This window comes from Sphingomonas sp. PAMC 26617, from assembly GCF_000242835.1.
Lineage (GTDB): Bacteria > Pseudomonadota > Alphaproteobacteria > Sphingomonadales > Sphingomonadaceae > Sphingomonas.
On sequence record NZ_JH594425.1, the window covers coordinates 1,751,283 to 1,776,866 of the forward strand.

Below are 25,584 nucleotides of genomic sequence, written 5' to 3' on the forward strand. Positions count from 1 at the left end.
TAGGAAAGAAGGAGAGGGCAGGCGATCATCCGCCCGCCCGCCGGATCAACAGGCCGCCGACCAGCCCGATCGCGAGCAACACGTAGGCGGTGATGCCGAGCGCGCGACCACGCTGCGGCGTGTACCAGGCGTTGCGGTGCGCCATCACCTGGCGATCGATCAGGTACCACGCAACGATCGCGACCGGGATCGCCAGCAGATAGGACAGCGCCTCCTGCACGACCGACGGCCCGTAGCCGAGCCGGCGCGCCACGGAATGCACCGCGAACCCGCCGATCCAGTGGTTGAGATACAACGGATAGGATATCGCGCCGACGAACACGCCGACTGCCCCGCGCGTCCCCGGGATCGCCGCGGCAAGGACCACCGCAACCGCCAGCAACGCGCGCACCTGCGGGATCGGCCAATAGGCCGCCGCAACGAACAACGCGACGGCGACAACCGCCGCGATCGCAGGGCCGCGATAGCGCACGTTCCACACCACGCCGGCGGCATTGGTCCCATGATCGCGATGGACGATCGCCGCCACGACGCCAAGCGCGATCGGGGTGAATTGCGATCCTTTCAAGAGCAGCAACGCGGCGACCACCAGCCACACCCACAGCCGCTTCCCCCACGCCAGGAACAGCATCAGCAACGGCGCGAAGAGGTAGAACTGCTCCTCGACCGAGATGCTCCAGAAATGATTTCCGGTGCCCAGCAGGGGCATCTCCCCCGAGGCGCGCGGGAATACGGTCCAGGTGTAATGCGTGAAGGACGCGTCGTAGAAAAGATATTTGAACCAGTTGGCGTCGACGCCGTGGACTGCCGCGGCGAGCCCGTAGAGCAGGATGACCGTCGCGAAATACGGGCACCAGATCCGCGTCGCGCGATTGTAGAAAAAGCGCGGTAATTCCGCGCGTTGCGTCTCCAGCAGGATGCCGCCGATCAACCAGCCGCTCAGCGCCAGGAACACGCAGACCGCGAGGTTGCCGTCGAGTGGCGCGGGGAAACGCGCCCCGGCATGGACCAGGACGACGACGGAGGCCAGGACGAACCGCAGCCAGTCGAACAGCGGATAGGCCGCAATCTTGCGCTGCTCGGGATTGGCAAGCGGAAGCGGCGCGGCGTGCGCCATGTTCCGGGTGGCAATCGTATCAGTCATGCGCTCACGCTCCAATGCCACATCGCACTTGCGGACATGATCAGCACCACGCCGAGCGACAGCGCCATGATCCCGACCATCCGGAACGCATAGACGCGCCCCTCGCTCCCCGGGCGGACGAGCGCGAGCAACAGGCCCGCGCCGATCAGCGTGAACACCGCCGCCACCGCATACATGATCGCGATCCCCGGCGTCATCGCCGTACCACGCGCGTGACGTAGACGGTGCGGGTCCGGTTCGCGCCGACGCCCAGGAAGACGATCCCGAGGAAATAGCCGAAATCGTACCAGCCACCGTTGTTCGGCACCGCATAGACCGCGATGTCGGGCACCAGCAGCGACAGGACCCAGGCAACCGGGAAGATGAAGCCGTGCCACACGCCCAGCACGAAGCCCGGCGCGGCCGGCGCGACCGCGCTCGCGACCTGGTGCGCGCACCCGGCCAGCGCGAGCACGCCCGGCAGCACCGCCTGCCCGCGGAGGGTGGGGCCGGTCATGCCGCATTCCTTGCATCGATTTGGACGGGCGTGCGTTGGGAGTCCGCAACCGTAACGAAGGAGCTACCACCATGGTCGACGCATCGCAGATTCAGGAACATGCCGAAGTCATCGGCGCAGACGGCGTCCATGTCGGCACCGTCGACCACGTCGAGGGCGGCCGCATCAAGCTGACCAAGAAGGATTCGGGCGCGCAGGTCAACGAGGGCACCGGCAGCCACGAAGGGCATCACCACTTCATCTCGCTCGGCCTCGTTGCCGATGTCGAGGACGGCAAGGTCCGCCTCAGCGCCAACGCCGATGTGGCCGTGACGTTCGAAGAAGAGAAGTAAGCCCGTCGCCGCGGTGCCACCGGCATCGCGCGTGAGGGATTGGCGGGCGTCGCTCATGCGGTGCCCGCCGTCTTGCGCAGGACAACGGTGACATTGGGCCCAAGCGGAGCACGGAACCCGTAGAGCCGGCACAGAAAGGCCTCGAAGCCGGTACGAACGACACCACGGGCCTTTCGGGCAAGGCCGTGATCGGGGTATGCACTGCTCTCGGCGCGCACGATTTCGAGGACGCTACCGCTGACCAGTTGCGTCATGATCGACGCGGACAGGGTCGAGACATGCGTGTAGTCCCCAGACTGATACAGTCCCGACAAAATGCTCTGACCGTTGGGAAATCGCGCTACGCAATGGCCACCGGGACGCAACATCGCAGAGATCTGGTCGAGCATTCGTCGGATTTCGTCGAGCGACAAATGTTCGAGCACATCGAACGCGGCGATCACCCCGAAACGATCGCGGTGACGGTCTACAGACTGCGACAGATCGGTTGGCAACACGGTGACATCGCGGGCGGCAGCAAGCGCCTTGCCCTGCTCGGACATTTCGGTGCCGTAAAGACGGGCACCTCGTGCCGCCGACCAACCCAGGAACCGGCCGTTGCCGAAACCGATTTCCAGCAGATCCTCCCCTGCCACCGGGATGCCCCGCATCTCGAGATCGAAATAGGCGCGGTCGCTTGGCGTGACGGCCATGAAATCGGTCGAGTTCCAACCCTTCCACACTTCATACCCGTGATAGGCAGTCGCATTGGTCATCGCTTCGCCCCTCGGCTCTGGCGGCGCAACGACCGTCAAGACCGGAACGGGCGACGCGCGCATGGTTGGTGTCTTGTGGACAACAGGATACGCTCGTCTGTGCAAACCCGGCATCGGAATGCTGGTACAGTGCGATTCAAAACGTCTGTCCGCTCTGCGGCGCGGCGCATGGCGCGCAACGCCGGCGGACGGACGAAACGCTGAACCGGAAGCACGCAACCCCGAGAGGCACAACCGCTCCGAATCAGTAACGCATGACAAGCGGCTGCGCCACCTGTCATGCGTCGTCTTGATCTGAGGGTCGAGCATCGTGACTGTTACCTATCTTGGACCGCCGACGCCGGGGTCGCCGTCGGACGGTGCGTAAAATCGGTTGATCCGGCGCGGCCATCCTCCGCGCTCAAGATTATGCCGATGCCCCGCAAAGTGCCTCTATTGGCAGGCGAGACACTCGTCGTAATCGGTCGTCTCGAACTCGTATTGCGGCTTCTCGATCGTGTTGTCGTTCTCGACACCGCCCGCGAAACCGGCGCGCTGCACCGACTTGGAGCGGAGGTAGTAGAGCGACTTGATCCCCAATTCCCACGCGCGGAAGTGGAGCATCAACAGGTCCCACTTCTCGACGTCGGCCGGGATGAACAGGTTGAGCGAGGTCGACTGGTCGATATAGGGCGTGCGGTCGGCCTGGAGCTCGAGCAGCCAGCGCTGGTCGATCTCGAAGCTGGTCTTGAAGCAGTCCTTTTCCTCGACGTCGAGGAAGTCGAGATGCTGGACCGACCCGCCCTGCTCGAGGATCGAATTCCAGATCGCGTCCGAATTCTTCGACTTGGCGATCAGCAGCTTTTCCAGATACGGATTCTTGATCGAGAACGAGCCGCTGAGCGTCTTGTGTGTGTAGATGTTCGCGGGGATCGGCTCGATGCACGCCGAGGTGCCGCCGCAGATGATGCTGATCGACGCGGTCGGCGCGATCGCCATCTTGCAGCTGAACCGCTCCATCACGCCGCGATCCGCCGCGTCGGGGCAGGGCCCGCGCTCGACCGCGAGGTGCATCGACGCTTCGTCGACCTGCGCCTTGATGTGCTTGAACATCCGCAGGTTCCACGACTTGGCCATCGCGCCCTCGAACGCCAACCCACGCGCCTGGAGGAACGAGTGATAGCCCATCACGCCGAGGCCGACCGAGCGCTCGCGCATCGCGGAATAAGCGGCGCGCTCCATGCCGGGTTCGGCGCGGTCGATGAAGTCCTGCAGGACGTTGTCGAGGAACCGCATGACGTCCTCGATGAAGCCCTTCTCGTCCTTCCACTGGTCCCACGTCTCGAGGTTGAGCGACGACAGGCAGCAGACCGCGGTGCGCTCGTTGCCGAGATGGTCGGTCCCGGTCGGGAGCGTGATCTCGCTGCACAGGTTGGAGGTCGACACCTTGAGCCCGAGCTCGCGGTGATGGCGCGGCATGCCCTTGTTCACGTGATCGGCGAAGACGATGTACGGCTCGCCGGTGGCAAGCCGCGTCTCGACCAGCTTCTGGAACAGCGAGCGCGCATCGACCGTGGCGCGCGCCGAGCCGTCCTTGGGGCTGACCAGCGTCCACTCGCCGCCCTCGCGGACCGCTTCCATGAACGCGTCGGTGATCAGCACGCCGTGGTGCAGGTTGAGCGCCTTGCGGTTGAAATCGCCCGAGGGTTTGCGGATTTCGAGGAATTCCTCGATCTCGGGGTGCGACACGTCGAGATAGCAGGCGGCCGAGCCACGGCGGAGCGAGCCCTGGCTGATCGCGAGCGTAAGCGAATCCATCACGCGGACGAAGGGAATGATGCCCGAAGTCTTGCCGTTGAGGCCGACCGGCTCGCCGATCCCGCGGACGTTGCCCCAATAGGTGCCGATCCCGCCGCCGCGCGAGGCGAGCCAGACGTTCTCGTTCCACGTGTCGACGATCCCGCCGAGGCTGTCGGGGACCGAATTGAGGAAGCACGAGATCGGCAGGCCGCGCCCGGTGCCGCCGTTCGACAGCACCGGCGTCGCGGGCATGAACCACAGGCGTGAGATATAGCCGTAGAGCCGCTGCGCATGCGCTTCGTCATCGGCATAGGCCGAGGCGACGCGGACGAACAGGTCCTGGAACGTCTCGCCCGGGAGCAGGTAGCGGTCGCGCAGCGTTTCCTTGCCAAAATCGGTCAGCAGCGCGTCACGCGAGTGATCGACCTCGACCGGATACAGCTGGACGTGGACTTCCTTCGAATCGCCACGCGCCGCGAGCTTGCGATCCGCGCCGTTGCGCCCGCTTTCCTGGGCGGTGTCCTGGGGAGCCTGGACGCTCGCCGCGAGCGCCTCGATCATATCGCTTGCCATATCCGCCTTCACTTCCTCGGTATCCCGAAAATCCATTGTCCCGCCCCTGTTTCCGTCTCAAAGCTACAGGATCGGACACGACATACGTTCCCGATCCGTTCGATCTTCGTTCGACTCGGGGGACGTTCCCCCGTGCTAGCATTTCAGGGGCTTCCGGCGAGAACGAAAAGTGACCATCATCGCGCTCGCGCATCCGGCCCGGGTGCTGTCCCGATATGGGGTCGCCCGCTTCGCTCTACCAGTTCTTGGGTTCGCCCCCGAACCTGACCCCTACAGATTGTGCCCATCGCGTCCATCACGCAATACGATAAATGACAGTTCGGGGACTCAGTTCGTCGCTAATTTCCGCCCGCTCGCGGTGTCGCGAAACCGGGCATGCGCGGCGACGCGTGGTCAAAGCTGGCGTTACGGAAAGGCAAGAGACCGAACCGGGAACATGACATTTATTTCACGCCGACCCGCCCGAGCCGAGCGGCAACGTCACATGGACGGCCAGGCCCCCAAGCGCGGCCGTATCGAGCCGCAGCGTGCCGCCGTAAAGAGTCGCGAGCTCGGTCGCGATCGACAGGCCGAAGCCGTGGCCGTCGCCGCGTTCGTCGAGCCGCTGCCCCGCGGCGAGCGCGGCGGCGCGGGTTGCTTCGGGGATGCCGGGGCCGTCATCCGCGATCGTCAGCACGAGGAACCGGCCGCCGTCGGCGCGCGCCTCCACCGCGATTCGGCGGGTGGCCCAGCGCCACGCGTTGTCGAGCAGATTGCCGATCAGTTCATCGAGATCCTGCGGGTCGACCGCAACCGCCAGCATGGGGTCGATCGCGACCGCTGCGGTGATTCGCCGCTCGGCATGGATTCGCGACAGCGCGTCGACCAGCCCGGCGACGGTCGACGCGAGCGGGGTCGCGACGCGGGAGGCGATTCCCGGCGTCGCGGCGCGCGCGCGACCGAGGTGGTGTCGCACCGCCTGGTCGATCCGTGCGATCTGTGCGCCGAGCGCGCCGTCCGGGTCGAGCGGGCGGACCGTCAGCGCGAGCGTCGCGAGCGGGGTCTTGAGCCCATGCGCGAGATTGGCGACATGCCCGCGCGCGTTGGCGAGCGCGGCGGCGTTCTCCTCCAGCAGCGCGTTGATCTCGCTGGCGAGCGGGGCGAGTTCGCGCGGCTGGTCGGCGGGAATCGCGGTCGCCTGTCCGCTGCGCACCGCCGCAAGACCCTCGCGCATCCGCTTGAGCGGGGCGAGCCCGACGCGCAACTGCACCAGCGTCGCCGCGCCGAGCGCAAGGCCCAGCAGCGCGAGCGAGCCAAGCAGCGGCGCCATCGCCGCGCGCAGCGGCCGGTCGACGATCGCGCGCGGGGCGGACGCGGTGATGCGGACCTGCCCCGCGGGGGTGGCGAGCGTCAGGCTGCGCGCGTGGCGCTGACCGTGGCGGTCGCGCCAGTCGAGCGCGCCCGGTTGCGCGGGATCGCGCCCGGCAAACGGCGGCGGGGGGCCGTCGCGGGGCGGGCGCATCGCGTCGAGATCGGGCGGCGCGGGGGAGGCGACCGTCCGGCCCGCGGCGTCGATCCGCCAGCCCCAGCCGTTCGCGGGATCGTCATAGGGCGCGGCGAGGATCAGCCGGGTGCGGTCGATCCGGCCATCGGGGCGGACCGCCTGCGCGAGGATCGCGATCTGCGCGTCGAGCCGTTCGTCGAGCCCGTGCATCACGAACCGGTCGAGCACCGCGCCGATCGTCAGCGCCGCGAACGCGAGCGCGGCGAGCGTGGCAACGAGCGCGGTGACGAGCAGGCGACCGTAAAGCGAGCGCGGGAGGAGCGTCATGCGGCGCACCCGCTGCCGTCACCCTGAACGCGTTGCAGGGTCCACCGCGCGGCGCTGGCTGTCCGGGGGTGTTGCACGGTGGATGCTGAAACAAGTTCAGCATGACGGCGGGGGGAGGAAGGACGCGCGGCCCCACCACAGCCGGCGTCACCCTGAACGTGTTTCAGGGTCGACCGCGCGGCGCTGGCTGTCCTGGCGTGTTGCACGGTGGATGCTGAAACAAGTTCAGCATGACGGCGGCGAGGGGGTGGGGTGCGGGTGTTTCCACTACACCCGGCGTCACCCTGAACTCGTTTCAGGGTCCACCGCGCGGCGCTGGCTATCCGGAGGTGTTGCGCGGAGGATGCTGAAACAAGTTCAGCATGACGGCGGGGGGAGGAAGGACGCGCGGCCCCACCACAGCCGGCGTCACCCTGAACTCGTTTCAGGGTCCACCGCGTAACGACGGCTGTCCGGGCCTGTCGCACGGTGGATGCTGAAACGAGTTCAGCATGACGGCAGTGTGGAGAAAAAGCGCCGTGTACATTCACGCCGCGACGATCCGATAGCCGCGCCCGCGGACCGTCTCGATCAGGTCCGCGCCGATCTTCTTGCGCAGCCGCCCGACGATCACCTCGAGCGAGTTCGAATCGGGGTCGGCATCGCCTTCGTAGACATGCTCCATCAGGTCGAGCCGCTCGACCACCACGCCCTTGCGCAGCATCAGCGTCGACAGCACGCGCCATTCGAGCGCGGTCAGCCGCAGCGGGAGACCGTCGCGCTCGACCTGCCCGGTCTGCGCGTCGAAGGTGATCGCCCCGCACACGATCCGCGCCGAGGCATGCCCCGCCGAGCGCCGTACCAGTGCGCGCAGCCGCATCACCAGTTCCTCGATCCGGAACGGCTTGACGAGATAATCGTCCGCGCCCGCGCGGAACCCGGCGACCTTTTCCGACCAGCCATCGCGCGCGGTGAGGATCAGCACCGGGAGCATGCGCCCCGCCGCGCGCCATTCCTCGAGCACCGTAATCCCCGATTTGCGCGGCAGCCCGAGGTCGAGCACCGCCGCGTCATAGCTTTCGGTATCGCCGAGATGCGCGCCATCCTCGCCATTCGCGGCAACGTCGACCGCGAAATGCTCCGCGCGGAGCGCCTTGGCGGTCGCCTCGGCGAGTGCGGTGTCGTCCTCGACCAGCAGGATGCGCATGGGTGCAGATCTTTCGTTCGAGCAGGCAGGACGGGTCGCCGCAGCAACATTGCGGCTATCTCCCCGCGCTAAACCCAATCTGAACGACAAGGTTCAGCGGGCCGGGGGCACGACTCGGTAGAAGGCTGCATACCAACCGAAGGAGCATACCGATGACCGAAGAAACCCACACCACCCAGCGCCGCAAGATCTCGACCCGCGGCGCGCTGATCGGCGCCGCCTTGCTTGCGGTCGGGGTCGGCGGCGGCGCGACCGTCGCGCAGATGACCGCGCCCTCGGTCGAGATGGCACCGATCAAGCCGGTCGCGATCCGCAGCCTCAGCGACACCGGAAACATCGTCACGGTGCGCGGCAAGGTCGCCGAGACCTATGGTCCGATGTTCATCCTCGCCGATGGCAGCGGGCGGACGCTGGTCGCCGGCGGACGGCCGGTCGATGGCACCGGCCTCGTCAGCGCAGGGCAGACCGTCAGCGTCCAGGGGCGCTTCGGGCATGGCATGCTCCACGCTTCGTTCCTCGTCGGCGCGGATGGCAAGGTGACCGCGCTCCGTCCGATGCCGCCACGCGGTGGACCCGGTGGGCCCGGTGGCCCGGGCGGCCCGCGTGGCCCGCACGGGCGCGGGGGGCCTGATGGTCCCGGCGGCCCGGGTGGACCGGACGGTCCCGATGGCCCCGGTGCTCAGGATGCCGCCCCGCCGCCGCCGGTCGCTGCGCCCGGCGCAGCCACGGGTGCGACGCCCGCCGTCGCACCGGCTACGCCTGCGGCTACGACCACGACCGCAAGCAAGTAAATGACCGGGCCGCGCGATGTCGTCGCGCGGCCCGTGTTTCCGGCCTTGCCAAACCTTTCCGTCATGATCGTGGAAGTGCGACCTGTGCATAAAGTCAATCGGACGTTCGATCGTCATTCCTCGCCCAAAAACTGCCGTCATGCTGAACTTGTTTCAGCATTCACTTCGCAACAGGCATTGTCCGGACTCGCGGAGGGCTGGATCCTGAAACGAGTTCAGGATGACGGACGTTCTCGCACAAGTCTCGCATTCGCGGGAATGACGGCGTTAGGGGGAAGTCACCCACCACATCCGTCATCTCCGCGCGTTCCCGCCCAGTCTTACCCCGCCTTGCGCGCTGCCTGCGGGACGCTCGGCGCGGCAAGGCGTTCGAGGTTGAAGGTCTCGGCGAATTCGAGCCCCGCGCGGCCATCCGCCGCCCAGCGCAGCTTGGCGGGGAACATCTGGTCCTCGAGCAGCTCGATCAGCACGTCGAGATCGGTCGTGCCGTCGTCGACCTCGATCCCCTCGATCATCGCGCCGGTCGACGAGATGTTGCGGATCCGCACTTCGCCCGACACCGCTCCCGCCTCGATCCGCGCGCTGCGCAGCATTGCGGTGCGCGGGTTGCGCGTGATCTGATAGCCGGTCGCGGTCGCCATCCCCCCGCCGATCGTGAGCTGCTGCAAGACGTCCGCAGCGCGCGCGGGCTTGCCATAGACGAAGCCCTGGATGTGGCTGCACCCCAGATCGCGGATGAGCGTGATCTCGTCACGATTCTCGACCCCCTCGGCGGTGGTTTCCATCCCAAGCGCGTCCGCGAGCGAGACGATCGCGCGGATGATCGCGGCGTTGCGGTTGCCCGGGATCGTCGCGCCCTTGACGAAGCTCTGGTCGATCTTGATCTTGTCGAACGGCGCTTTCTTGAGATAGCCGAGCGACGAATAGCCCGTCCCGAAATCGTCGAGCGCAAGCCGCACGCCGCAGCCCTTCAGCGTCTTGAACATCTGTTCCGATGCGGCGGATTCGTCGAGGAACACGCCTTCGGTGATCTCGAGCTCGAGCCGGTGCGGCGCGATCCCCGATTTCGCGAGCGCGGACGTGACGAGCGAGGGGAGCACCGGATTGGCGAACTGAATCGGCGAGACGTTGACCGCGACGCGGACATCCCCCGGCCAGCCCGCCGCCTCGGTGCAGGCGGTCCGCAGCACCCATTCGCCGATGGTCTCGATCAGCCCGCAATCCTCCGCCACGGGGACGAACTCGGCGGGGCTGACCAGCCCGCGCGTCGGATGCGCCCAGCGCAGCAGCGCCTCATACCCGACGATCCGTTCGGAGCGGGTATCGACCACCGGCTGATAGGCGAGATAGAATTGGTTGCCGACCAGCGCCTGGCGCAGATCGTCCTCGAGCTGCTTGCGGCTTTGCGCGCCGACCAGCAGTTCGTCGCGGAAGAAGCGGTGGATCCCGCGCCCGTCGCCCTTGGCCGCGTACAGCGCGAGATCGGCGTTGCGGATCAGCGTTTCCGAATCGCCGCCGTCCTGCGGCGCGATCGCGATGCCGATCGAGCAGCCGATGCTGATCGCCGAGCCTTCGATCGAATAAGGCTGCGACAAGTCGAAGATCACGCGGCGCGCAAGCTCGGCGAGCTTCTCGCGATCGGCCTGGCCGGGCATGATCACCTGGAACTCGTCGCCGCCGAGCCGCCCGACCAGCCCCGCCTCGCCGATCCCGCGTTGCAGCCGCTGCGCGACCTGCTTGAGCAAGGCATCGCCCATCTGGTGCCCGAGCGTGTCGTTGACCGCCTTGAACCGGTCGAGATCGAGCAGGAACAGGCTGGTCATGCGCTGGGGCGATGCGGGCTGCGCGAGCATCTGGTCGAGCGCGAGGCGGAGCCGCTGGCGGTTGGCGAGCCCGGTCAGCCCGTCGAACAGCGCGAGCCGGGTGATCTCGGCATCCGCGCGGCGGCGTTCGGTCAGGTCGCTGCCGCTGCCGACGAAGCCGATGAAGATGCCGTCCTCGTCGAAGATCGGGCGGCCCGACATCGACCACCAGCGCTCGAGCTTGGCGCGGCTCGCGGGGCGGACCGAATAGTTGGAAAAGGCGGTGCGCGACGAGAGGTGGAACGCGATCGTGCGCTCGGTCTCGGGGAGCGCGCTGTCCATCCGGAACAGCCGGGAGAGCGGCGCGCCGATCGCGGGGGCATCGGGCGTGTCGAGCTCGCGCGCGACCTTGTCGGTCAGATAGGTGACTTCGCCCTCGCTGTTGGTCTGCCAGAACCAGCCGCTCGAATGCGTCTCGAATTCGGCGACGAGGCGAGTCGCCATCCGCCCCTGCGCATGGTCGAGATCGCGCTGCGCGACCGCGCTGCGCTCGAACAGCGCGAGCCGGTAGGTCGAGCTCGTCAGCGCGAGCAGCAGCACCGTGCCGATCCCGAGCCCGATCCCGATCCCGTCCTGCGCCCCCAGCGTCACCAGCAGCCCCGCGCCGAACCCGAGCGTCGCCGCGCGGACCGGATACAGCGCGATCACCAGGACGATCATCGCGCCGAACGCGGTGACGAAACCGGCGAGCCGCGCCGGACCGGGACTGAGCTGAGCGGTCGCGAACACCAGGAGAAGCAACGCCGCCCCGCCGACCGCGCCGAGCGCCATGGCGGTGCGGACCTTGCCGTGCAGCGACCAGCGCCGCGTGATGCCGCGCCGGATCGCCAGCAGCAGCAGCGTGCCGAACAACGCCAGCACCGCCGCGCAGGCCAGCGCGACCAGCATCACCCCCGGCCGCGCCTGCTGCCAGCCGGTCCACGCGACCTGCAGCGGCGCCGCCAGCGCGACCAGCAGCGCAAACGGCCAGCTTTGCGCAAGCTGGCGCAATTGTCGGCGCAAGGTGTTGCGATGCCCCTCGGATTCGGTCGCGCTGGGGGAAAGGTCGGTCCACAGCGCGGCAAACGCGACGCGGAGCGCACGAAAGGGGGTTACACGGATACGCATCGCCGCGATCTTACCGCAGCATCCTTGCACAGAGCCTTGCGGGAGGTGGTTAACGCGGTGCTGTGCGTGCGCGTTTATCGCGGGCGGATGGCTTGGCGAGGCTGCGCGGGGCGCATAAGGCAGGGCAAACGCCAGAACGGAAAGCGCTTATGACCACGATGATCCGCGAAGCCGACCTGATCGAAAGCGTCGCCGACGCGCTGCAATTCATCAGTTTCTATCACCCGATGGATTATATCCGCGCGCTCGGCACCGCGTATGAGGCCGAGCAGGGCCCCGCCGCCAAGGACGCGATCGCGCAGATCCTGACCAACTCGCGGATGTGCGCGGAGGGGCATCGCCCGATCTGCCAGGATACCGGCATCGTCAACGTCTTCATCAAATGGGGGATGGACTGCCGGCTCGACGACACCAGCCGCTCGCTCCAGCAGGTCGTCGACGAAGGCGTGCGGCTGGCGTATCTCAACCCCGAGAACAAGCTGCGCGCGTCGATCCTCGCGGACCCCGCCTTCACGCGGCGCAACACCAAGGACAACACGCCGTCGGTGCTCCACGTCGAGCTGGTGCCGGGGTCGCGCGTCTCGGTCGACGTCGCGGCGAAGGGCGGCGGGAGCGAGAACAAGTCCAAGTTCAAGATGATGAACCCGAGCGATTCGATCGTCGACTGGGTGCTCGAGATGCTCCCGCAGATGGGCGCGGGCTGGTGCCCGCCGGGGATGCTCGGGATCGGCATCGGCGGGACCGCGGAGCATTGCATGCTGCTCGCCAAGCAGGCGCTGATGGAGCCGATCGACATGGGGCCTTTGAAGGCGCGCGGGCCGAAGACCGATATCGAGGCGCTGCGGATCGAGATCTTCGACAAGGTCAACGCGCTCGGCATCGGCGCGCAGGGGCTGGGCGGGCTGTCGACCATCCTCGACGTCAAGATCCTGGACGCGCCGTGCCACGCGGCGGGCAAGCCGGTCGCGATGATCCCCAATTGCGCCGCGACCCGCCACGCGCATTTCGTCCTCGACGGCTCCGGCCCCGCCTATCTCGAGGCGCCCAAGCTCGATGAATGGCCCGACGTCCACTGGGTGCCCGACCAGGCCGCGATCCGCGTCGATCTCGACACGCTGACCCCCGCCGACGTGCAGGGCTGGAAGCAGGGCGACCGGCTGCTGCTCAACGGCAAGATGCTCACCGGGCGCGACGCCGCGCACAAGCGGATCAAGGACATGCTCGACAAGGGCGAGCCGCTGCCGGTCGAGTTCGCTGGGCGCGTCATTTATTACGTCGGCCCGGTCGATCCGGTGGGGGATGAGGTGGTTGGTCCGGCGGGGCCAACGACTGCGACGCGGATGGATTCGTTCACGCGGATGATGCTGGGGCAGGGCCTGCTCGCGATGGTCGGCAAGGCCGAGCGCGGGCCCGATGCGACCAAGGCCATCGCCGAGGGCAAGTCGGCGTATCTGATGGCGGTCGGCGGCGCGGCGTATCTCGTCGCGCGCGCGATCAAGGGCTCGAAGGTCGTCGGGTTCGAGGATCTCGGGATGGAGGCGATCTACGAGTTCGAGGTGGTCGATTTCCCGGTGACGGTGGCGGTCGATTCCTCGGGCGCGAACGTCCACCAGCTCGCGCCGCTGGTGTGGAAAGACAAGATCGCACGGGAGGGCTTGCTGCCCGCATAAGGGTCCGGGGTCCATTGCGCTGCGCTCTCAAGGTTCTGAAATTGCAGCGTAATGGACCCCGCTTCGGTTTCCCCGGGCGGCGGCGGATCGCAGGTCGAGGGCAGGGTGCGCGGCATCTGGATGGCGGCGCGTGGGATGTCGATGCGCGCGCCGAGCTCGAGGATGTCGGCGAGACGATCGACGAACGGCTGGCCGAGGGCGATGGCGACATCGACACGATCGTCGGACACGCCGCGGTGCTGGCGGGGCATATGCCCAAGGTCGGCGCCTCCATCGTCCACGACGGCGGCTGGACGCTCGAGGTGATCGCGGCGGATACGCGGCGCGTGCTGAGCTTGCGGCTGCATCCCCCCAAGCCCGAGCACGGTTAACCCGAGATATCCATGACGATCAGCGGATGTTCAGCTGAAAATGGCAAGTTTCGTTTCGCTATCGTAGCGAAAAGGGGGAATTGCCATGACCTGCCAAGCCGTCGCGGTTACGTTCGTCGGTATCGTCGCCATGCTGTCCGCACCGTCCGCCTCTGCGCAGGCGCGGCCCTTCACCGGGCCGTTCGGCGGCATCGAGGCCGGGGCGCGGGAAGATCATGTCTTTTTCGATGTAGCCAACCTCGACACGGGCGAGACATTGAGCCGTTACTATCGCGCGGTCGGCCCGAGCGGTGGCGCGTTCGTCGGATATGACGTCGCGGTTGCGCAGAACGTCCGCATCGGCGGCGAAGTCGGGGTCAACATCGGTGGCGGGCGACCGGTCGCGCGCTTGCCCGACGGCAGGCGCTTCTTCGAGGAACACCCTCGCTACGGCTATCGCCTGAGCCTGCGCGCCGGATATCTCGCGCCACCGCGCCTGTTGCTTTACGCAACCGGCGGATATGGCGGCAATCGCTATCGAATCGACTTCAACCCCGGGATTTCCGATATCCATCAATGGGGCAGCAGCTTCATCGTCGGCGGTGGCATGGAATATCGGTTCCGCGACCGCACCGCCGTGCGAATCGATTTCAAGCATGTCGACAATCAGGCCAGCCAGCTGATGCTGGGCGTGCCGATCCGCTTTTAGCCCCCGTCGCAAATATCACCCGTCCGATCACTCTCTTCGGTTTAATGCATTTCATCGATCGAGGGGATCGTGGCATTATGCAGTCTCAGATTCAAAAGAGTCGATTGGAGAGACCCATGGACGCAATTACCAAAGGCAGCCCGCTGAGCGACCCGAGCAAGGAACCGGCCGCGATGCGCACGCTGCTCGGCCGCACCAACCGCGATTGGTGGCCGAACCAGCTCAGCCTCGAAATCCTCCAGCAGAACGGCCTGTCGGCAAATCCGATGGGCGACGACTTCGACTATGCCGAAGCCTTCAACGCGCTCGACTATGCCGCGGTCAAGCGCGACCTGACCGCGCTGATGACCGACAGCCAGCCGTGGTGGCCGGCCGATTACGGGCATTACGGCCCGTTCTTCATCCGGATGGCGTGGCATTCGGCGGGCACCTATCGCACCGGTGACGGGCGCGGTGGCTCGTCGTCGGGTTCGCAGCGGTTTGCGCCGCTCAACAGCTGGCCGGACAACGGCAACCTCGACAAGGCGCGTCGCCTGTTGTGGCCGATCAAGTCCAAGTACGGCAAGCAGCTGAGCTGGGCCGATCTGTTCATCATGGCGGGCAACGTCGCGATCGAATCGATGGGCGGACCCGTGTTCGGCTTCGGTGGCGGGCGCGAGGACGTGTTCGAGCCGATGAAGGACATCTACTTCGGCACCGAAGAGGAGTGGCTCGGCGATACGCGAATCGAGGAAGAAGAGGGCCGTGCGCTCGAGAGCCCGCTCGCCGCGATCCAGATGGGCCTCATCTACGTCAACCCGGAAGGCCCGGGCGGTTGCCCCAACCCGATGGGCTCGGCCCGCGACATGCGCGAGACGTTCGCGCGCATGGGCATGAACGACGAGGAAACCGTCGCGCTGACCGCGGGCGGCCACACCTTCGGCAAGGCACATGGTGCGGGTGACGCCTCGCTCGTCGGCGTCGAGCCGGAAGGTGCCGACATCGCGACGCAGGGCATGGGCTGGGTGTCGACGCACGGCACCGGCATGGGCGACGACACGATCACCTCGGGGATCGAAGGCGCCTGGACCCCGACGCCGATCACCTGGGACCAGACCTATTGGGACATGCTGCTCGACCACGAATATGAGCTCGTGAAGAGCCCGGCGGGCGCGCACCAGTGGCAGCCGGTCGGCAACCCCGAGGAAACGCTCGCCCCCAAGGCGCATACGCCGAGCGTCAAGGTCCCGACGATGATGACGACCGCCGACATGGCGCTCAAGAAGGACCCGGCGTACCTCGAGATCAGCAAGCGTTTCCAGAAGGACCCGGCGGCGTTCGCCGATGCCTTCGCGCGTGCCTGGTTCAAGCTGACCCACCGCGACATGGGGCCGAAGGTCCGCTATCTCGGGCCCGACGTTCCGGCCGAGGATCTGATCTGGCAGGACCCGATCCCCAAGGCGGACTATCCGCAGATCGACGCGGGTGATGTCGGTGGCCTCAAGCAGGCGATCGCCAATTCGGGGCTTTCGGTGGCCGAGCTGGTGACGACCGCCTGGGCGTCGGCCTCGACCTATCGACAGTCGGACCACCGCGGTGGGGCGAATGGCGGCCGCATCCGGCTCGCGCCGCAGAAGGACTGGGAGGTCAACCAGCCCGACCAGCTCGCACGGGTGCTTGGCATCTATGAAGGCATCAAGGCCGAGTTCGACGGTCAGGGTGCGAAGAAGGTGTCGATCGCGGATCTGATCGTACTCGGCGGTTCGGTCGGGGTCGAGGCGGCGGCGAAGGCGGCCGGCAAGACGATCGAAGTGCCGTTCCTCCCGGGTCGGACCGATGCGTCGGCCGAGCAGACCGATGCCGAGAGCTTCGACGTACTCGAGCCCAAGGCGGACGGTTTTCGCAACTATCTGTCGGTCAAGTTCAGCGTTCCGACCGAGGAACTGCTGGTCGACAAGGCCCAGTTGCTTGGGCTGAGCGGCCCTCAGATGGCGGTTCTGCTCGGCGGGCTTCGGGTCCTCGGGGCGAACCACCCCAAGGCCGGGAAGCATGGCGTGTTCACCGACCGCGAGGGTCAGCTGACCAACGACTTCTTCGTGCATTTGCTCGACATGCAGACCGCATGGAAGCAGATCAGCGACGACAGCGACGAGGAATATCTCGGCACGCTGCGCGCGACCGGCGAACAGAAGTGGACCGCCTCGCGCACCGACCTGGTGTTCGGCGCGAACTCGCAGCTGCGCACGGTGGCGGAGGTCTATGCTTCGTCCGACGCTGGCGACAAGTTCGTCAAGGACTTCGTCGACGCGTGGGTCAAGGTGATGAACGCGGACCGGTTCGACGTCGCGTCGGGCCATGTCGAAGGCGAGCCTGCGGTCGCCTGATCGCGGTTGCGGCGTTGAATGCGGGAGCTTCGGGGTTGCGGGCGTTTGCTCGTACCTCCGGGCTCCCGTTTTCGTATCGAAGTGCGGCCCCGCCGCGTGGCGGTGGGACTGGCCCGGTCAGATATGAGAAACGGAAAACCCCCATCCGTTCGTTTCGAGCGTAGTCGAGAAACCCGGCACAGCGCAGGTTTCTCGACTTCGCTCGAAACGAACGGTTGTGGAGAGGTGCCTCCCCCAACTCTAGCCCTTCCACCGGGCGGCGGCGCACCCTATCAAGCGGTATGCGCAAACATATTTTCATCCTCCTCGGCATCTTCGCGGTCGTCGGGGCGGCGGTCCTCTGGTGGATGTTCCAGCCCGAACCCGCCCAACTCCCGATCGCCCAGGTCGAAGGCGAACGCCCGACCATCTCCGCACCGCGTGAGCAGACGATCCCGACGACCAAGGTCGCCAAGGCGGTCGGCTGGCCCGCGGGCACGACTCCGGTCCCCGCCGCCGGGCTCAAGGTGGCCGCGTTCGCGCGAGGGTTGGAGCATCCGCGCTGGCTCTACCGCCTGCCCAACGGAGACGTGCTGGTCGCCGAAACCAATTCCCCACCGCGCAAGGGCCGCAGCATCACCGACACCGTGATGCGCTATCTGCTCGGCCGGGCGGGCGCGGGCGTTCCCTCCGCCAACCGCATCACGCTGCTGCGCGATGCAAATAATGACGGCGTCGCGGAACAGAAGACCGTGCTGATCGGCGGGCTCAACTCGCCCACCGGCATGGCGCTGCTCGGGGGCTATCTCTACATCGCGAACACCGACGCGCTGGTCCGCGTGCCGTTCACGCCCGGTGAGACGAAGATCACCGCGACCCCCGAGAAGGTGATCGCGCTCAACGGCGGCGGCAACCACTGGGCGCGCACGCTGCTCGCGGACCCGAACGGCAAATATCTCTACGTCGGAGTCGGCTCGTCGTCGAACATCGCCGAAAACGGCATGGACAAGGAAAAATACCGCGCCAACATCCTCCAGGTCGACCCGCAGGCGAAGACGTTCCGTGTGTTCGGCGCGGGCCTGCGCAACCCGCAGGGGATGGCGTTCGAACCCAAGTCGGGTGGGCTGTGGGTCGCAGTCAACGAGCGCGACATGCTCGGGTCGGATATCGTCCCCGATTACATCACGCGGGTCGGCCTCGGCGATAACTTCGGGTGGCCGTGGTATTATTGGGGCGGCTACCCGGACACGCGCGTGAAGCCCGAGAACCCGGCGCTGCAGGAATATTCCAAGCGTCCCGATTTCGCGATGGGGCCGCACGTGGCGGCGCTTGGGCTGACCTTCGCGTCCGAGGCGAAACTCGGGGCGGCGTATGCAAACGGTGCGTTCGTCGGCGAGCATGGCTCGTGGAACCGCGTGCCGGTGTCGGGCTACAAGGTCGCGTTCGTGCCGTTCGGGGAGCTTGGCTTTCCCAGGAAGGGTGTGAAGCCGGTCGACGTGCTGACGGGGTTCCTCAACGCCAAGGGCGAGGCGCAGGGCCGTCCGGTCGGGGTGACGTTCGATCGCGGCGGCGCGCTGCTGGTCGCGGACGACGTGGGCAACACCGTGTGGCGGGTCACCGCGAAGTAGCGCGCGCCCACCCCCAATCCGCCGTCATGCTGAACTTGTTTCAGCATCCACCGTGGTCTTGTCCTGCCGGCCGCAGGATGCATTCACCGGTGGATGCTGAAACAAGTTCAGCATGACGGTCGTATAGGGGAGCGTTACTCCAGCATCTTCGGCGCTTCCTTCGCCAGCTTCGCGCGGATCTTGTCCGCGAACAGTGCGAGGAACGGCGGCAGGTCGACCTCGGCGCGGACCGAGGTCTCCGCGACCGTCAGCCGGCTCGCGACGCGTTGACCCATCGCGGCGACGGTGAAGAACATCGTGTCCCCCTCCCAACGATGATCGACCGCGGCACCGCCCGGGAACATCCCGGCGAGCTTGCCGATCCCGCCATCGATGCGCGCGCGCGCGGCGGCAAGGCCCAGCTTGTGGGGGATATCGACGACAATTGGTTCGCTCATGGTCTGTCCTTCACGCGACGGCGTATCACTGCGCGAAGATCATCGCGTCGTCGGCAAACGCCTTGAACTCAAGCGCGTTGCCGCTCGGGTCATAAAAGAACATCGTGGCCTGCTCGCCCGGCTGACCGACGAAACGCGTGTGTGGTTCGATTCCGAAGCGAGTCCCCGCCGCGGTCAGCCGCTCGGCGAGCGCGTGCCAGTCGGGCATCGTCAGCACGACGCCGAAATGCGGCACCGGCACCGCATGCCCGTCGACCGCGTTCGACACCGCGACCGGCTTTGCGGCTGGGTCGAGATGCGCGACGATCTGGTGGCCGTAGAGGTCGAAGTCGATCCAGTGATCCGAACTGCGCCCCTCGGTGCACCTGAGCGTCCCGCCGTAGAAGGCGCGGGCCGCGGCGAGATCGTGGACGGGGAAGGCGAGGTGGAAGGGGCGAGTCATGCGGGGACGATAGCGGCGGGGGTGGGGGGCGTCACGTTCAAGATGCCCGCCAAGTTGAAGCCACTTCCCCGGCGAAGGCCGGGGCCCAGGAGAGGAACGGCAGATTGCGAGCCTCTGCACTTCGTTATCTTGGCCATCGCTCCTGGGCCCCGGCCTTCGCCGGGGAAGGGTAGAGAAGAGAAGAGAAGCGGAAGAGGAAGAAGTGCAAGGGGGGAGGCGGCAACGGGCGGGGCGTGGTTCGCGCTCCCCGTTGCGTCCCCACCTCGATCACGCGATAGCGACCGCATGACCCAGCGCCCCGCTCTTTTCTCTTTCCTCCTCGGCGGGATCGCCGCGGTCGGCTTCGCGCCGCTCGCGCTGTGGCCCGTCACGCTCGGCTGTTTCGCAGTCTGGATGCTGCTGGTGCATCAGGCGCCGACGCGGCGTGCGGCGCTGTGGCGCGGATGGCTGTTCGGGGTCGCGCATTTCTCGATCGGCAACAACTGGATCGCCAAGGCCTTCAGCTTCCAGGACGCGATGCCGCATGCGCTCGGCTTCTTCGCGCCAATCCTGCTATCGCTGTATCTCGCGATCTTCCCGATGGCGGCTGCGGGGGTCGCATGGCGGCTGCGCAAGCCCGCGCTCGACGCATCCTACGTGCTGATCTTCGCCACCGTCTGGATCGCGACCGAATATCTGCGCGGCACACTGCTGACGGGGTATCCGTGGAACCCGCTCTCCGAAATCTGGCTCCCGACCCCGGTCGCGGCGAGCGGGGCCTGGCTCGGCACCTATGCGCTGTCGGGAATCGCGGTGCTGACGGCAGGTGCGGTCCTGCTTGCCGCGCGGCGGACGTGGCGCTTCCCGGTGTCAGTCGGCGTGTTGCTCGTCGTGCTGTCCTTGTCGGCGCTCGACACCGCGCCCGCGCCAAAGCCGCTCGCCAACGCCCCGCGCATCCGTGTCGTCCAGCCCGATCTCGACCAGGAACAGCGCCCGCGCGAGGATTATGCCGAGACCAACCTCCGCGCGCTGTCCGGCCTCAGCGGCACGCCGCACGCCGCGCCACGGCTGATCGTCTGGCCCGAGGGCGCGCTGCGTTATCTCCCCGAGGACGGCTATCCCCCGCAATATTACTTCCGCGGCGCGCCGTTCGTCATCCGCTCGCGGATCGCCGCGCTGCTCGGCCCGCGCGATGTCGTGCTGACCGGCGGCAATGCCCTGAAATTCGACGCATCCGGCGAGGTCAACGCCGCCACCAACGCGATCTTCGCGATCGACGCGAACGCCAGGGTCATCGGCCGCTACGACAAGGCGCACCTCGTGCCGTGGGGCGAATATCTCCCCGCGCGCCCGCTGATGTCCGCGATCGGGCTGTCGCGGCTCGTCCCCGGCGACCTTGATTTCGCGTCCGGCAAGGGGCCGGACGGGCTCGACATTCCCGGCATCGGCCGGGTCGGTTTCGCGATCTGTTACGAAATGATCTTCTCGGGCTCGATCGTCGACCGCAAGCATCGTCCGGCGCTGATCTTCAACCCCTCGAACGACAGCTGGTACGGCAGCTGGGGCCCGGCGCAGCATCTCGCGCAGGCGCGGATGCGCGCGATCGAGGAAGGCCTGCCGATCATCCGTGCGACGCCGACCGGCATTTCCGCGATCATCGATGCGCGCGGTCATGTCCTCGCGTCGATCCCGTGGGAGACGAAGGGCGCGATCGAACTGCCGATCCCGCCGGCCGCACCGCCCACCCTGTTCGCACGGTTCGGCAACCTGATGGCGCTGCTGACCGCCCTCATGTTGGCGCTAACGGCAATTGCCATCCGACGGCGGGCACGATAGGAGCACATATAAGGAAAGCTTTATATGCGTGTTCCGGTCGCACCGGTCCGCGCCCAGACGAGGGTTTCATCAATGCGCGCATCGTTTCTCTTCACCTCCGAGTCGGTCTCGGAAGGTCATCCCGACAAGGTCGCCGACCAGATTTCGGACACCGTCGTCGATCTGTTCCTGAGCAAGGACCCGCAGGCGCGCATCGCGTGCGAGACGCTGACCACGACCAACCTCGTCGTCCTCGCAGGCGAGATCCGCTGCAAGGGCGTGTACGAGAACGGCGCCTGGGCCGATGGCGCGCTCGAGGAGATCGAGGCGGCAGTGCGCAATACCGTACGCGAGATCGGCTATGAGCAGTCGGGCTTCCATTGGGAAAACTTCCGCTTCGAGAACAACCTCCACGGCCAGTCCGCCGAAATCGCGATGGGCGTCGACGAGGGCGCGAACAAGGACGAGGGTGCCGGCGACCAGGGCATCATGTTCGGCTACGCGACCGACGAGACCCCGGGCCTGATGCCCGCGACTCTCTATTACAGCCACAAGATCCTGCAGCAGATGGCCGCCGACCGGCACTCGGGGGCGGCCCCGTTCCTCGAGCCCGACGCCAAGAGCCAGGTCACGCTCGAATATAAGGACGAAAAGCCGGTCCGCGCGACCGCGCTGGTCGTGTCGACCCAGCACAAGGCGGGCTATTGCCTGCAGGGCGACAACGCCAACCCGGCGCTGTACGAGGAACTCCGCAGCTACGTCGCTGGCGTGATGAAGGACACGTTGCCCGAGGGCTTCGTGACCGACGACACCAAGATCTACATCAACCCGACCGGCGCGTTCGAGATCGGCGGACCGGACGGCGACGCGGGCGTCACCGGGCGCAAGATCATCGTCGACACCTACGGCGGTGCGGCGCCGCACGGCGGCGGCGCGTTTTCGGGCAAGGATCCGACCAAGGTCGATCGCTCGGCCGCCTATGTCTCGCGCTATCTCGCGAAGAACGTCGTTGCTGCGGGCCTCGCGCGCCGCTGCACGATCCAGCTGAGCTATGCGATCGGCATCGCCGAGCCGCTGTCGCTCTACGTCGACCTGCACGGCACGGGTACGGTGCCTGAGTCGAAGATCGAGGAAGTGCTCCCGCAGCTCGTCCGCCTGACGCCGAAGGGCATCCGCGAGCACCTCAAGCTCAATGCGCCGATCTACAAGCGCACCGCTGCTTACGGCCATTTCGGGCGCGAGCCCGATGCGGATGGCTTCACCTGGGAAAAGACCGACCTGGTCGACGCGCTCAAGGCCGCCGTCGCCTGAAGCCGATCGGGCGCGGGTTCTCCCGCGCCCGGTTCCCGCGACGGATCCCGCCGTCGCATTCCAGCCCCTAGCGCTGGCTGCTCGAAAATACCGACGGATCGAACCGCGCGGGCAAAGCGCGCTGCATCTGGCCGGGACTATCCGGCAAGGCAGCCACGGCCTGACCGCCGTCCGACTGCACCGTGAAGCGAAGGTCGTCGGCAAGATAGGCGGTGATCGGCGTATCGGCCGGCAGGCGACCGCTGGTCCCGTGGATGAACATCATCGGCCAGGACACGACGAGCGCTCCGCCGATCGACAACAGCCCTTGCCCGGTTCCGTTGCGCGATGTCCGCCCCGAAATGCGCACGGGTCCGCTCGGCGTCTGGACATAGCTGAGCCGGACGTCGATCGTCCCGCGCTTGCCGAAATGACCGTTGCGTTCTGCCCGCATCACCTCACCGACAGCGACGGCCCCGGCGGGTATGACGACCTGCCCGCGGTATACCAGCGGTTCCGCGACCTCGAGGTAGAAGCGGTCCCCGGCATGGCGTTCCTTGGTGTTGAGTTCCGTCCGCGTCGTCAGGTGCAGCGCGGTCCCCAATGGGAAGAAGGCGGTTTGACCGGTCATGGCGGCGGGGGCCGACCATTGCACCACCTCTTGCGCACCCGCCGCGACCGGCATCGAAAGCGCGAGCGCAACACTTGTCCAGAAAATCGCCTTCATGATATTCCCCTTGCAAATTCAAGGGGCAGGTAACCGATACAAACTTGCGTTCGGCCTATCGCATATCGTGAACTCGTTCTTTAGGATGAATGTCGCCGCCGCCGTCTGATCGCCCCAACCAGCGCGCGTTCGGCAAGGCGGACGGCGGTGTTCGCCGCACGCTGCGCGACGAAGCCGACCACGGCACCCGCGACGGTATCGAGAACATAGTGCTTCCCGCGCGGCATCTGAACCGCAGCGACGCCGCTTGCGAGCGCATAGGCGGGGGCGCCCAGCGCCGGCACGTCCTTCGCCAGCGCCCCCGCGACCGCCACCGCGCCCGCGGTATGACCAGAGGGGAACGAGCTTTCGTCGTGCGCCGTATTGTCGCCGGGCTTGAAGTCGTGCTTCCCCGTCTCGATCGCCTTCTTCGGCCGGGTGCGATCGACCGAGCGCTTGATGATCGACTTGATTCCCGTCGCCACCGCCTCGCTCGCGAGCATCCGCGCGCCGGTGCGCAGCATCACCGGCTGGCGGAGCAGCGCGCCGACCACCATGGTTCCCACGCCGAGCAGCAGCAAGGGCGGCTGGTCCGCGCCTTCGCTGAGCGCGCCGAACGCCTTGACGACGGGCGCGTCGCGGTGTTGCGCCGCTTCGTGCGTGACCTTGCGATCGGCCTTTGCCAGTTTGCTTGCCGCCTTGCTGATCGTGTTCATCGTCCGCCTCTCCATCTGTGCCGCACCGAACGGGCGAAGCGGACGTTTCGGTCCATCGACGGCGCGATCATACCCCCTCCTCGCGCACCTGCGCATGCGCCAGCACGGCGAACAGCCCCGCGCCGCCGAACAGATTGCCGAGCACCGCGGGCACGAGGAACGACAGCGCGCCGCCGATCCCGATCTTGCCCGTCCACAACAGCAGGAACGCCTCGCTCGAGCCGACGACCGAATGGCTGAACCCGCCGATCGCGACGACATAGACGATCCCGAAGATCACGAAGAACGCCTGCTCGCGCGCATTGGGGAGCGACCAGGCGACGATCGCGATCAGGAACCCGGCGGGCACCGCATTGAAGAACGTCTCCAGCGCAGCGTGTTCGGTAATCTTCATCGACACCTCGATCATCCCCGCATCGAGCGACGAATCGCCGAGCCCGAGCCCCGCGAACGCGCCGGTCGCCAGCGCCGTGCCGATGCAGTTGGCGAGCAACACCACGGCCCACAACCGCAGCGTCCGTCCCAGCGCATCCCACGACGGCGTGGTGACGAGCGGGATCATCGCGGTGACGGTGCTTTCGGTAAACAGCTGCATCCGCCCCAGGATCACCATCACGAAGCCGATCGGATAGCCCAGCGCGATCAGCAGCGGGCGCGTCGGCCCCGGCGGAACGTGCGACGCGATCGCGCCCTCCGCGATCAGCGAGGCGGTGACCGCGAGCCCCGCCGCCACGCCCGACCAGAACAGCGCGCTGACCGGTCGTTCGAGCTCCTCCTGCCCCTCTTCGCGCACCGCGCGGTGGAGCTCCTTGGCGTTGGCGGCCTTCAGTTCCTCGACCGTGCCGGTGCCCGCTTCCGTGTTCTCGTCCTGCGACGTCGTGTCAGCCATGCTGCCCCAATCCTTCGTTACCCCGCTGTAACGACGGCAACGGTGCTTTGCTCCCCCTTTAACGACGCGGCGTCCCGCGCTACACGCCCGCCCGATGACCGATCCGATGACGACACGCCGCCTCTATGGCCGGCGCCAGGGCCACAAACTGCGGCTGGGCCAGGCCGACCTCGTCGAAACGCTGCTCCCGCAGATCAGCGTGCCGACCGACGGCCCGCTCGATGCGACGACGTTGTTCGGCGCGGATCGCCCGCTCGAGGTCGAGATCGGCTTTGGCGCGGGCGAGCATCTTGCGGGGCAGGCGGGGATGCGGCCCGACACCGGGTTCATCGGCTGCGAGCCGTTCCTCAACGGCGTGGTCGGCGCGCTTGCGCATATCCGCGACGATGCGCTCGACAACGTCCGGATCCACATGGGCGATGCGCTCGACGTGGTGGAGCGGCTCCCCGACGCCTCGCTGTCACGGCTGTATCTGTTGCACCCCGATCCGTGGCGCAAGGCGCGCCATGCCAAGCGTCGGATGGTCAACCACGGCCCGCTCGACCTGATCGCGGCAAAATTAAAGCCCGGGTGCGAGTTCCGGCTCGGCACCGACGATCCGACCTATTGCCGCTGGGCGATGATGGTGATGGGGCAGCGCCGCGACTTCGAATGGACCGCGCGCACGCCCGCCGATTTCCTGACCCGCCCGGAGGACTGGCCCGAGACCCGCTACGAGCGCAAGGCGCGGCGGCAGGGGCGGGAAGTGTGGTATTTCCGCCACCTGCGGGTCTGAC

The 25,584-nt window shown here is 67.0% G+C and carries 22 protein-coding genes and 1 pseudogene; 10 read left to right on the forward strand and 13 right to left on the reverse strand.

Annotated features, from left to right (window positions below):
- Positions 1–25: 25 nt before the first annotated feature.
- The 3 genes from RH91_RS07630 to RH91_RS07640 are packed head-to-tail and all read right to left on the reverse strand — an operon-like array spanning position 26 to position 1,640.
- Positions 26–1,144, reverse strand: coding sequence for an acyltransferase family protein (locus tag RH91_RS07630; protein ID WP_051116678.1), 1,119 nt, complete (start codon positions 1,142–1,144; stop codon positions 26–28).
- Positions 1,141–1,341, reverse strand: a complete 201-nt coding sequence (locus tag RH91_RS07635) for a hypothetical protein (RefSeq protein WP_010162061.1) — start codon at positions 1,339–1,341, stop codon at positions 1,141–1,143. Before RH91_RS07635 ends, RH91_RS07630 begins: the two co-directional genes overlap by 4 nt.
- Complete coding sequence (locus RH91_RS07640; protein WP_010162062.1) at positions 1,338–1,640, reverse strand: hypothetical protein; 303 nt, start codon at positions 1,638–1,640, stop codon at positions 1,338–1,340. The genes RH91_RS07635 and RH91_RS07640 overlap by 4 nt, the downstream gene beginning before the upstream one ends.
- 71 nt (positions 1,641–1,711) lie before the next feature.
- Here RH91_RS07640 and RH91_RS07645 point away from each other — a divergent pair, with 71 nt between their 5' ends.
- A complete protein-coding gene (locus RH91_RS07645) occupies positions 1,712–1,972 on the forward strand; it encodes a DUF2171 domain-containing protein (protein ID WP_010162063.1) in 261 nt (86 codons plus the stop codon).
- Between the two features lie 53 nt (positions 1,973–2,025).
- Here RH91_RS07645 and RH91_RS07650 read toward each other — a convergent pair whose 3' ends face one another.
- From RH91_RS07650 to RH91_RS07665, 4 genes are all read right to left on the reverse strand, one after another.
- On the reverse strand, positions 2,026–2,790 hold the full coding sequence (locus RH91_RS07650; RefSeq protein ID WP_010162064.1) for a class I SAM-dependent methyltransferase: 765 nt from the start codon (positions 2,788–2,790) through the stop codon (positions 2,026–2,028).
- A 369-nt stretch (positions 2,791–3,159) separates the two neighbouring features.
- On the reverse strand, positions 3,160–5,115 hold the full coding sequence (locus tag RH91_RS07655) for a ribonucleoside-diphosphate reductase subunit alpha (RefSeq protein WP_010162065.1): 1,956 nt from the start codon (positions 5,113–5,115) through the stop codon (positions 3,160–3,162).
- 412 nt (positions 5,116–5,527) lie between these two features.
- The gene (locus RH91_RS07660; protein WP_037478626.1) at positions 5,528–6,889 is read right to left on the reverse strand and encodes a sensor histidine kinase; all 1,362 of its coding nucleotides are present in this window, start codon (positions 6,887–6,889) and stop codon (positions 5,528–5,530) included.
- A gap of 526 nt (positions 6,890–7,415) precedes the next feature.
- A complete protein-coding gene (locus RH91_RS07665; RefSeq protein ID WP_010162067.1) occupies positions 7,416–8,075 on the reverse strand; it encodes a response regulator in 660 nt (219 codons plus the stop codon).
- 152 nt (positions 8,076–8,227) lie between these two features.
- Here RH91_RS07665 and RH91_RS07670 point away from each other — a divergent pair, with 152 nt between their 5' ends.
- The gene (locus tag RH91_RS07670) at positions 8,228–8,866 is read left to right on the forward strand and encodes a hypothetical protein (protein ID WP_010162069.1); all 639 of its coding nucleotides are present in this window, start codon (positions 8,228–8,230) and stop codon (positions 8,864–8,866) included.
- Positions 8,867–9,186: 320 nt separating this feature from the next.
- Here the strand turns inward: RH91_RS07670 and RH91_RS07675 are convergent, their stop codons facing one another.
- Complete coding sequence (locus tag RH91_RS07675) at positions 9,187–11,835, reverse strand: putative bifunctional diguanylate cyclase/phosphodiesterase (RefSeq protein WP_010162070.1); 2,649 nt, start codon at positions 11,833–11,835, stop codon at positions 9,187–9,189.
- Positions 11,836–11,984: 149 nt separating this feature from the next.
- On the opposite strand from RH91_RS07675, the gene RH91_RS07680 reads away from it, so the two are divergent.
- The 5 genes and pseudogenes from RH91_RS07680 (at position 11,985) to RH91_RS07700 (ending at position 18,534) form a co-directional block, all read left to right on the forward strand.
- The gene (locus RH91_RS07680) at positions 11,985–13,505 is read left to right on the forward strand and encodes a fumarate hydratase (RefSeq protein WP_010162071.1); all 1,521 of its coding nucleotides are present in this window, start codon (positions 11,985–11,987) and stop codon (positions 13,503–13,505) included.
- Positions 13,506–13,621: 116 nt separating this feature from the next.
- Positions 13,622–13,876, forward strand: a pseudogene (locus RH91_RS07685) (transporter associated domain-containing protein); the annotation flags it as partial.
- Positions 13,877–13,961: 85 nt separating this feature from the next.
- Positions 13,962–14,564: an outer membrane protein gene (locus RH91_RS07690; RefSeq protein ID WP_010162073.1), complete on the forward strand. Its 603-nt coding sequence runs from the start codon at positions 13,962–13,964 to the stop codon at positions 14,562–14,564.
- A 116-nt stretch (positions 14,565–14,680) separates the two neighbouring features.
- Positions 14,681–16,927: a catalase/peroxidase HPI gene (katG, locus tag RH91_RS07695; protein ID WP_010162074.1), complete on the forward strand. Its 2,247-nt coding sequence runs from the start codon at positions 14,681–14,683 to the stop codon at positions 16,925–16,927.
- A 281-nt stretch (positions 16,928–17,208) separates the two neighbouring features.
- Positions 17,209–18,534, forward strand: a complete 1,326-nt coding sequence (locus tag RH91_RS07700; RefSeq protein ID WP_010162075.1) for a PQQ-dependent sugar dehydrogenase — start codon at positions 17,209–17,211, stop codon at positions 18,532–18,534.
- Between the two features lie 134 nt (positions 18,535–18,668).
- Here the strand turns inward: RH91_RS07700 and RH91_RS07705 are convergent, their stop codons facing one another.
- Positions 18,669–18,971: a polyhydroxyalkanoic acid system family protein gene (locus RH91_RS07705; protein ID WP_010162076.1), complete on the reverse strand. Its 303-nt coding sequence runs from the start codon at positions 18,969–18,971 to the stop codon at positions 18,669–18,671.
- 25 nt (positions 18,972–18,996) lie between these two features.
- The gene (locus tag RH91_RS07710) at positions 18,997–19,413 is read right to left on the reverse strand and encodes a VOC family protein (protein WP_010162077.1); all 417 of its coding nucleotides are present in this window, start codon (positions 19,411–19,413) and stop codon (positions 18,997–18,999) included.
- Positions 19,414–19,698: 285 nt separating this feature from the next.
- On the opposite strand from RH91_RS07710, the gene lnt reads away from it, so the two are divergent.
- Positions 19,699–21,228, forward strand: coding sequence for an apolipoprotein N-acyltransferase (lnt, locus tag RH91_RS07715; RefSeq protein ID WP_010162078.1), 1,530 nt, complete (start codon positions 19,699–19,701; stop codon positions 21,226–21,228).
- Between the two features lie 72 nt (positions 21,229–21,300).
- The gene (gene metK, locus RH91_RS07720; RefSeq protein WP_010162080.1) at positions 21,301–22,518 is read left to right on the forward strand and encodes a methionine adenosyltransferase; all 1,218 of its coding nucleotides are present in this window, start codon (positions 21,301–21,303) and stop codon (positions 22,516–22,518) included.
- Positions 22,519–22,585: 67 nt separating this feature from the next.
- On the opposite strand, the gene RH91_RS07725 is transcribed toward metK, so the two are convergent.
- The 3 genes from RH91_RS07725 to RH91_RS07735 form a co-directional block, all read right to left on the reverse strand.
- A complete protein-coding gene (locus RH91_RS07725; protein WP_010162081.1) occupies positions 22,586–23,224 on the reverse strand; it encodes a hypothetical protein in 639 nt (212 codons plus the stop codon).
- An 80-nt stretch (positions 23,225–23,304) separates the two neighbouring features.
- The gene (locus RH91_RS07730) at positions 23,305–23,919 is read right to left on the reverse strand and encodes a phosphatase PAP2 family protein (RefSeq protein ID WP_010162082.1); all 615 of its coding nucleotides are present in this window, start codon (positions 23,917–23,919) and stop codon (positions 23,305–23,307) included.
- A gap of 67 nt (positions 23,920–23,986) precedes the next feature.
- A complete protein-coding gene (locus RH91_RS07735) occupies positions 23,987–24,808 on the reverse strand; it encodes a formate/nitrite transporter family protein (RefSeq protein WP_010162083.1) in 822 nt (273 codons plus the stop codon).
- Between the two features lie 94 nt (positions 24,809–24,902).
- On the opposite strand from RH91_RS07735, the gene trmB reads away from it, so the two are divergent.
- On the forward strand, positions 24,903–25,583 hold the full coding sequence (gene trmB / locus RH91_RS07740; protein WP_010162084.1) for a tRNA (guanine(46)-N(7))-methyltransferase TrmB: 681 nt from the start codon (positions 24,903–24,905) through the stop codon (positions 25,581–25,583).
- The last annotated feature ends 1 nt before the right edge of the window (position 25,584 follow it).

What these genes read in the sequence shown, in the direction of transcription:
- RH91_RS07735 (WP_010162083.1), bottom strand. Translation starts at nt 24,808, where the DNA reads ATGGCTGACACGACGTCGCAGGACGAGAACACGGAAGCGGGCACCGGC.
- RH91_RS07640 (WP_010162062.1), bottom strand. Translation starts at nt 1,640, where the DNA reads ATGACCGGCCCCACCCTCCGCGGGCAGGCGGTGCTGCCGGGCGTGCTC.
- RH91_RS07650 (WP_010162064.1), bottom strand. Translation starts at nt 2,790, where the DNA reads ATGCGCGCGTCGCCCGTTCCGGTCTTGACGGTCGTTGCGCCGCCAGAG.
- metK (WP_010162080.1), top strand. Translation starts at nt 21,301, where the DNA reads ATGCGCGCATCGTTTCTCTTCACCTCCGAGTCGGTCTCGGAAGGTCAT.
- lnt (WP_010162078.1), top strand. Translation starts at nt 19,699, where the DNA reads ATGACCCAGCGCCCCGCTCTTTTCTCTTTCCTCCTCGGCGGGATCGCC.
- RH91_RS07630 (WP_051116678.1), bottom strand. Translation starts at nt 1,144, where the DNA reads ATGACTGATACGATTGCCACCCGGAACATGGCGCACGCCGCGCCGCTT.
- RH91_RS07655 (WP_010162065.1), bottom strand. Translation starts at nt 5,115, where the DNA reads ATGGATTTTCGGGATACCGAGGAAGTGAAGGCGGATATGGCAAGCGAT.
- trmB (WP_010162084.1), top strand. Translation starts at nt 24,903, where the DNA reads ATGACCGATCCGATGACGACACGCCGCCTCTATGGCCGGCGCCAGGGC.
- RH91_RS07680 (WP_010162071.1), top strand. Translation starts at nt 11,985, where the DNA reads ATGACCACGATGATCCGCGAAGCCGACCTGATCGAAAGCGTCGCCGAC.
- RH91_RS07660 (WP_037478626.1), bottom strand. Translation starts at nt 6,889, where the DNA reads ATGACGCTCCTCCCGCGCTCGCTTTACGGTCGCCTGCTCGTCACCGCG.
- RH91_RS07710 (WP_010162077.1), bottom strand. Translation starts at nt 19,413, where the DNA reads ATGACTCGCCCCTTCCACCTCGCCTTCCCCGTCCACGATCTCGCCGCG.
- katG (WP_010162074.1), top strand. Translation starts at nt 14,681, where the DNA reads ATGGACGCAATTACCAAAGGCAGCCCGCTGAGCGACCCGAGCAAGGAA.
- RH91_RS07675 (WP_010162070.1), bottom strand. Translation starts at nt 11,835, where the DNA reads ATGCGTATCCGTGTAACCCCCTTTCGTGCGCTCCGCGTCGCGTTTGCC.
- RH91_RS07705 (WP_010162076.1), bottom strand. Translation starts at nt 18,971, where the DNA reads ATGAGCGAACCAATTGTCGTCGATATCCCCCACAAGCTGGGCCTTGCC.
- RH91_RS07645 (WP_010162063.1), top strand. Translation starts at nt 1,712, where the DNA reads ATGGTCGACGCATCGCAGATTCAGGAACATGCCGAAGTCATCGGCGCA.
- RH91_RS07670 (WP_010162069.1), top strand. Translation starts at nt 8,228, where the DNA reads ATGACCGAAGAAACCCACACCACCCAGCGCCGCAAGATCTCGACCCGC.
- RH91_RS07730 (WP_010162082.1), bottom strand. Translation starts at nt 23,919, where the DNA reads ATGAACACGATCAGCAAGGCGGCAAGCAAACTGGCAAAGGCCGATCGC.
- RH91_RS07635 (WP_010162061.1), bottom strand. Translation starts at nt 1,341, where the DNA reads ATGACGCCGGGGATCGCGATCATGTATGCGGTGGCGGCGGTGTTCACG.
- RH91_RS07725 (WP_010162081.1), bottom strand. Translation starts at nt 23,224, where the DNA reads ATGAAGGCGATTTTCTGGACAAGTGTTGCGCTCGCGCTTTCGATGCCG.
- RH91_RS07700 (WP_010162075.1), top strand. Translation starts at nt 17,209, where the DNA reads ATGCGCAAACATATTTTCATCCTCCTCGGCATCTTCGCGGTCGTCGGG.
- RH91_RS07665 (WP_010162067.1), bottom strand. Translation starts at nt 8,075, where the DNA reads ATGCGCATCCTGCTGGTCGAGGACGACACCGCACTCGCCGAGGCGACC.
- RH91_RS07690 (WP_010162073.1), top strand. Translation starts at nt 13,962, where the DNA reads ATGACCTGCCAAGCCGTCGCGGTTACGTTCGTCGGTATCGTCGCCATG.